The sequence below is a fragment of the Nonomuraea sp. NPDC003214 genome (assembly GCF_053590035.1).
Window position 1 is genome coordinate 1059984 of record NZ_JBSFSX010000001.1, and the last position, 6508, is coordinate 1066491.

A 6508-nucleotide genomic window follows, 5' to 3' on the forward strand; every position below is an offset into this window, starting at 1 on the left:
GTCGTGGTGGCCACTTTCTTCGCGTCCTCGTCGTCTCGTCGAACCCGCCGGGGTTACCAGCGGTAGTGGGCGAAGGCCTTGTTGGACTCGGCCATCTTGTGGGTGTCCTCGCGCTTCTTCACGCTCGCCCCGAGGCCGTTGCTGGCGTCGAGGAGCTCGTTCATCAGGCGCTCGGTCATGGTCTTCTCGCGGCGCGCCCGGGAGTACTGCACGAGCCAGCGCAGGGCCAGGGTGGTGCTGCGCGCGGCGCGCACCTCGACCGGCACCTGGTAGGTCGCGCCACCGACACGGCGGCTGCGAACCTCGAGGGTCGGCTTGACGTTGTCAAGCGCGCGCTTGAGGGTGACGACCGGGTCGTTGCCCGTCTTCTCCCTGCAGCCCTCGAGGGCGCCGTAGACGATCGACTGCGCGATGGAGCGCTTGCCGTCCAGGAGCACCTTGTTGATCAGGGCGGTGACCAGCGGCGAACTGTAAACCGGGTCAGACATGAGCTGACGACGGCCAGGAGAACCCTTGCGAGGCATAGTTAGCTCTTCTCCCTCTTCGCGCCGTAGCGGCTACGGGCCTGCTTGCGGTTGCGGACACCCTGGGTGTCGAGCGAGCCGCGGATGATCTTGTAGCGAACACCCGGCAGGTCCTTCACACGACCGCCACGCACGAGCACGATGGAGTGCTCCTGCAGGTTGTGACCCACACCCGGGATGTAGGCCGTGACCTCGATGCCGTTGGTGAGCCGAACACGGGCCACCTTGCGCAGTGCCGAGTTGGGCTTCTTCGGGGTCGTGGTGTAAACGCGCTGGCACACGCCGCGCCGCTGCGGACTCCCCTTGAGGGCAGGAGTCTTGGTCTTGGAGACCTTGTCCTGCCGGCCCTTGCGGACCAACTGCTGAATAGTGGGCACTGCCACTCCGTTTCGTGCCTTGGCCGGTGTTACGTCAGTTGTGCGAATCCACAGGTTCTGCCGGTGTCATGACCTGCGGATTGTCGTTGCTCCCGCGCCCCCGCGCTCGGGCGTGTCGCGCTATCCGCACAGACACATCCACGACGCTTCAAGCCAGGAAGCCGACTGGCACTCCTCTGATATGAGCGCACAGCCGAGAGCCCGCAAAGCTACGGGCACGATGGTCTAGGTTACCAGGCCCGCCCGACACGTCAAAACGGCGCGAGTCGCTATGGGGGGCGTCTCGCATCCGCTCTGTGCGGCCCGTCTCGTGGCCGCTGCTCCGCCGACCATGATATAGCCCCTCCCCCGTGCTCAACCCCAAAACCTTCTTCTTTTCGGACTGGCCCGCCCAAGGCCACGAACAGGCCCATTCGCGTTCACGGCCGCGGGCCCACGTCCGCCCGTACGCCTGCGCCGTTCCGGGACGACACCCGGCGGAGCACTCGCACCCGCGAGGGGCTGACGGACGCGTACGGACCCCGCACGGGACCTCCACGCCCGCGGCGGGGGCCCGGAAACGGGAAACGCCCGGGCCTCTCGAACGAGAGACCCGGGCGCTTCGCCGTGCTGACGACCGTTACCGGTTGTACTGGCCGAAGTCGTACTCCTCCAGCGGGACGGCCTCGCCGCTGCCGGTGCCGAAGGTGTAGTCGGCCGCGGAGCCGTCGTAGCCGCCGACCGTGTACATGGCGGCCTTGGCCTCCTCGGTCGGCTCGACCCGGATGTTGCGGTACTGGGGCATGCCCGTGCCGGCCGGGATGAGCTTACCGATGATGACGTTCTCCTTCAGGCCCAGGAGCGAGTCGGACTTGGCGTGGATCGCCGCGTCCGTCAGGACCCTGGTCGTCTCCTGGAAGGAGGCCGCCGACAGCCACGACTCGGTGGCGAGCGACGCCTTCGTGATGCCCATGAGCACCGGGCGACCGGCGGCCGGGGAGCCGTTCTCCGCCACCGTCTCACGGTTCATCTGCTCGAAGCGCGGGCGCTCGACGAGCTCGCCGGGCAGCAGGTCGGTGTCACCGGACTCGAGCACGTTCACGCGCTTGAGCATCTGCCGCACGATGATCTCGATGTGCTTGTCGTGGATCGACACACCCTGCGACCGGTAGACCTGCTGGACCTCGGCCACCAGGTGCAGCTGCACGGCCCGCGGGCCGAGGATGCGCAGCACCTCGTTGGGGTTGACGGCGCCGGCGACCAGCTGCTGGCCGACCGACACGCGCGAACCCTCGGAGACCAGCAGCCGCGACCGCATGGAGACCGGGTAGGCGATCTCCTCGGAGCCGTCGTCGGGCGTGATGACGATCTTGCGGGACTTGTCGGTCTCGTCGATCCGGACCCGGCCCTCCGCCTCGGAGATCGGGGCGACACCCTTGGGGATGCGCGCCTCGAACAGCTCCTGGACTCGGGGCAGACCGTGGGTGATGTCGGCGCCCGCCACACCACCGGTGTGGAAGGTCCGCATCGTCAGCTGGGTGCCGGGCTCGCCGATCGACTGGGCGGCGATGATGCCGACCGCCTCGCCGACGTCCACGAGCTTGCCGGTGGCCAGCGAACGGCCGTAGCAGGTCGCGCAGACACCGATCTTGGCCTCGCAGACGAGCGCGCTGCGGGTGCGGACGGTCTCGACGCCGGCCTCGACCAGGGCGGTGACGTGCGTGTCGTTGATGTCGACACCCGCCGCCGCGATGATCTTGCCGTCGACCTCGACGTCCTCGGCCAGGATGCGGCCGTGCACGTTGGACTCGGCGTTCTCGGCCTTGACCAGGTTGCCCGACGCGTCGCGCTCGCCGACGTGCAGCGGGACGGCGCGGTCGGTGCCGCAGTCGATCTCGCGGACGATGACGTCCTGCGCGACGTCCACCAGACGACGGGTCAGGTAACCCGAGTCGGCGGTGCGCAGGGCGGTGTCGGCCAGACCCTTCCGCTGTCCGTGGGTGGAGATGAAGTACTCCAGCACCGACAGGCCCTCGCGGAACGAGGCCTTGATCGGCCGCGGGATCGTCTCACCCTTGGTGTTGGACACCAGACCACGGATGCCGGCGATCTGACGCACCTGCATCTTGTTACCGCGGGCGCCGGAGTTGACCATCATCCAGACCGGGTTGGTCGCCGGGAAGGCGTTGACCATGTCGGTCTCGACGTCGGCCGTGGCGTGGGTCCAGATCTCGATGAGCTCCTGACGGCGCTCCTCGTCGGTGATCAGACCGCGCTCGTACTCACGCTGCACCTTGTCGGCGCGGCGCTCGTAGTTCTCCATGATTTCCTGCTTGTTGGGCGGCGCGACGACGTCGTCGATCGAGATCGTGACGCCGGAGCGGGTCGCCCAGCGGAAGCCCGCGTCCTTGAGCGCGTCGAGCGAGTTGGCCACCTCGACCTTGGGGTAGGTCTCGGCCAGCTCGTTGACGATCGTGGACAGCTGCTTCTTGCCCACCTGGAAGTTGACGAACGGGTAGGACAGCGGCAGCGTCTGGTTGAACAGGCAGCGGCCGAACGTCGTCTCCAGGCGGATCGGGTCGCCCTGCTCCCAGCCCTCGGGGGCCACCCAGTCACGCGGCGGCAGGACGTCCTTGATCCGGATCTGGATCTTCGCCTGGATCTCCAGCTCACGACGGTCGAAGGCCATCTGCGCCTCGGCGATGGAGCCGAAGACCCGGCCCTCGCCCAGCGCGCCCTCCTTCATGGTCGTCAGCCAGTAGAGGCCGATGACCATGTCCTGGGTGGGCATGGTGACGGGCTTGCCGTCGGCCGGCTTGAGGATGTTGTTGGTCGAGAGCATCAGGATGCGTGCCTCGGCCTGGGCCTCAGCCGACAGCGGCAGGTGCACGGCCATCTGGTCGCCGTCGAAGTCCGCGTTGAAGGCGGTGCAGACGAGCGGGTGGATCTGGATGGCCTTGCCCTCGACGAGCTGCGGCTCGAACGCCTGGATGCCCAGACGGTGGAGCGTGGGCGCGCGGTTGAGCAGCACCGGGTGCTCGGTGATGACCTCTTCGAGCACGTCCCACACCACGGGGCGGGCGCGCTCGACCATCCGCTTGGCCGACTTGATGTTCTGCGCGTGGTTGAGGTCCACGAGCCTCTTCATCACGAACGGCTTGAACAGCTCCAGCGCCATCTGCTTGGGCAGACCGCACTGGTGCAGCTTGAGCTGCGGGCCGACGACGATGACCGAACGGCCGGAGTAGTCGACTCGCTTGCCCAGCAGGTTCTGGCGGAAGCGGCCCTGCTTGCCCTTGAGCATGTCGCTCAGGGACTTGAGCGGGCGGTTGCCGGGGCCGGTGACCGGGCGGCCGCGACGGCCGTTGTCGAACAGCGCGTCGACGGCCTCCTGCAGCATCCGCTTCTCGTTGTTCACGATGATCTCGGGCGCACCGAGGTCGAGCAGACGCTTGAGGCGGTTGTTGCGGTTGATGACCCGGCGGTAGAGGTCGTTCAGGTCGGAGGTGGCGAAGCGGCCACCGTCGAGCTGAACCATCGGCCGCAGGTCCGGCGGGATCACCGGGATGCAGTCGAGGACCATGCCGCGCGGCGAGTTGGTGGTGTTGAGGAACGCGGAGACGACCTTGAGCCGCTTGAGCGCGCGGGCCTTCTTCTGGCCCTTGCCGCTGCGGATGGTCTCGCGCAGGTTCTCGGCCTCGGCGTCGAGGTCGAAGCTGATCAGGCGGTCCTGGATCGCCTGCGCGCCCATGCCGCCCTTGAAGTAGCGGCCGAAGCGGTCACGCATCTCGCGGTAGAGCAGCTCGTCGCCCTCGAGGTCCTGGACCTTGAGGTTCTTGAAGCGGCTCCAGACCTCCTCGAGCCGGTCCAGCTCACGCTGGGCCCGGTCGCGGAGCTGGCGCATCTCGCGCTCGGCGCCCTCACGCACCTTGCGGCGCTGGTCGCCCTTGGCGCCGGCGGCCTCCAGCTCGGCCAGGTCGCCTTCGAGCTTCTTCTGCCTGGCCTCGACGTCGGCGTCGCGACGCTGCTCGATGTGCTGCCGCTCGACGGAGATCTTCGCCTCCAGCGAGGGCAGGTCACGCTCGCGCATCTCGGTGTCGACCTGCGTGATCATGTACGCCGCGAAGTAGATGACCTTCTCCAGGTCCTTCGGGGCGAGGTCGAGCAGGTAGCCGAGGCGCGACGGGACACCCTTGAAGTACCAGATGTGGGTGACCGGCGCGGCCAGCTCGATGTGGCCCATCCGCTCACGGCGCACCTTGGCGCGCGTGACCTCGACGCCACAGCGCTCACAGATGATGCCCTTGAAGCGGACGCGCTTGTACTTGCCGCAGTAGCACTCCCAGTCGCGGGTCGGGCCGAAGATCTTCTCGCAGAAGAGCCCGTCCTTTTCCGGCTTGAGGGTGCGGTAGTTGATGGTCTCGGGCTTCTTGACCTCGCCGTGCGACCACTGACGGATGTCGTCGGCCGTCGCCAGCCCGATCCGAAGCTCGTCGAAGAAGTTGACGTCCAGCATTCGTGCGATCCCCCTCAGACTTCTTCCACGCTGCTCGGCTCACGCCGGGACAGATCGATACCGAGCTCCTCCGCTGCGCGGAAGACGTCCTCGTCGGTGTCGCGCATCTCGATGGACATGCCGTCGCTGGAGAGCACCTCGACGTTCAGGCACAGCGACTGCATTTCCTTGATGAGGACCTTAAAGGACTCGGGGATTCCCGGCTCCGGGATGTTCTCGCCCTTGACGATGGCCTCGTAGACCTTCACGCGGCCGAGGACGTCGTCGGACTTGATCGTCAGGAGCTCCTGCAGGGCGTAGGCGGCGCCGTACGCCTCCAGCGCCCACACCTCCATCTCACCGAAGCGCTGGCCGCCGAACTGGGCCTTACCACCGAGCGGCTGCTGGGTGATCATGGAGTACGGGCCGGTCGAACGCGCGTGGATCTTGTCGTCGACCAGGTGGAGGAGCTTGAGGATGTAGATGTAGCCGACCGAGATCGGGTACGGGAACGGCTCGCCGGAACGGCCGTCGTACAGCCGCGCCTTGCCGCTCTGCTCGACCATCCGGTCGCCGTCGCGGTTGGGGATGGTGTTGCCGAGCAGGCCGACGATCTCTTCCTCGTGGGCGCCGTCGAAGACCGGCGTGGCCATGTTGGTGCGCGGCTCGACCTGGCCGAAGCCCTTGTCGCGCAGCCGCTCGGCCCACGCCTCCTGGACGCCGGTGATGTCCCAGCCCCGGGCGGCGATCCACCCCAGGTGGGTTTCGAGCACCTGGCCGACGTTCATTCGGCCGGGCACGCCCAGCGGGTTGAGGATGATGTCGACCGGGGTGCCGTCCTCCAGGAACGGCATGTCCTCGACCGGCAGGATCTTGGAGATGACGCCCTTGTTGCCGTGGCGGCCGGCCAGCTTGTCGCCGTCGGTGATCTTACGCTTCTGGGCCACGTAGACGCGGACCAGCTCGTTGACGCCGGGGGGAAGCTCGTCGCCCTCCTCGCGGCTGAACACGCGGACGCCGATGACCTTGCCCTGCTCGCCGTGCGGCACCTTCAGCGAGGTGTCGCGGACCTCACGGGCCTTCTCGCCGAAGATCGCGCGCAGCAGCCGCTCCTCGGGGGTCAGCTCGGTCTC

The 6508-nt window shown here is 67.5% G+C and carries 4 protein-coding genes; all 4 read right to left on the reverse strand.

Features of this window, described 5'->3' with window-relative positions:
• Nucleotides 1–53: 53 nt before the first annotated feature.
• Nucleotides 54–524, reverse strand: coding sequence for a 30S ribosomal protein S7 (gene rpsG / locus ACWDXC_RS04965; protein ID WP_043623423.1), 471 nt, complete (start codon nt 522–524; stop codon nt 54–56).
• Nucleotides 525–526: 2 nt separating this feature from the next.
• Entirely contained in the window at nt 527–901 is a 375-nt protein-coding gene (gene rpsL, locus ACWDXC_RS04970) for a 30S ribosomal protein S12 (RefSeq protein ID WP_049572713.1), read from the reverse strand.
• A gap of 619 nt (nt 902–1520) precedes the next feature.
• A complete protein-coding gene (locus ACWDXC_RS04975) occupies nt 1521–5396 on the reverse strand; it encodes a DNA-directed RNA polymerase subunit beta' (RefSeq protein WP_219500398.1) in 3876 nt (1291 codons plus the stop codon).
• Nucleotides 5397–5410: 14 nt separating this feature from the next.
• A partial coding sequence (locus ACWDXC_RS04980; RefSeq protein WP_449978120.1) for a DNA-directed RNA polymerase subunit beta occupies nt 5411–6508 on the reverse strand: 1098 nt, incomplete at its 5' end.

What these genes read in the sequence shown, in the direction of transcription:
- ACWDXC_RS04975 (WP_219500398.1), bottom strand. Translation starts at nt 5,396, where the DNA reads ATGCTGGACGTCAACTTCTTCGACGAGCTTCGGATCGGGCTGGCGACG.
- rpsG (WP_043623423.1), bottom strand. Translation starts at nt 524, where the DNA reads ATGCCTCGCAAGGGTTCTCCTGGCCGTCGTCAGCTCATGTCTGACCCG.